Annotated in this window: 1 protein-coding gene; it reads left to right on the top strand. The window is 29.4% G+C overall.

What is annotated here, in order from left to right:
• Positions 1-618, top strand: a 618-nt coding sequence (locus AC5EAH_RS08185; protein ID WP_493494287.1) for a transposase, incomplete at both ends; no start/stop codon positions are given.

Raw genomic sequence — 618 nt, forward strand, 5'->3', positions numbered from 1 at the left:
ATATGATACATTAATTCAAGAAGGTGTAGATATTGAACTATCAAAAGAAGCGCAAATCACAAGTGAAGGTTTAAATCAATTAATCCAAAAAACAGATGAACTACTTGAAGAAGTAGAAACACAAATAGCAGAAGAACCTAGAATCATTAAAGGTGGTTCTAAAAATAAAAGAAAAAGACGCCGACTTAAAAAATATCATCGACAAATGATGAAAGATTTTTTAGAAAGAAAAGTTAAATATGAACACGCTAATCAAACATTTAATGGTCGCAATAGTTTTTCAAAAACAGATCACGATGCTACTTTTATGCGTATGAAAGATGATCATATGAAGAATGGTCAATTAAAACCTGGTTATAATTTACAAATAGGTACCAATCATCAATATACACTACATTATGATATTTTTCCGAATCCAACAGATACCCGTACATTAAAACCATTTTTAGAAAAAATGGCGTGTCTAAATGCGTTTAATTATATTGTAGCCGATGCAGGTTATGGTAGTGAGGAAAATTATGTCTACATCACAGACGAGTTAGGTAAAATAGCTTTAATACCCTATGGTAACTATCGAAAAGAACAAACAAAAAAATATAAAGAAAATCCTAATAATAT

The sequence above is a fragment of the Staphylococcus sp. B1(2026) genome (genome assembly GCF_058895785.1).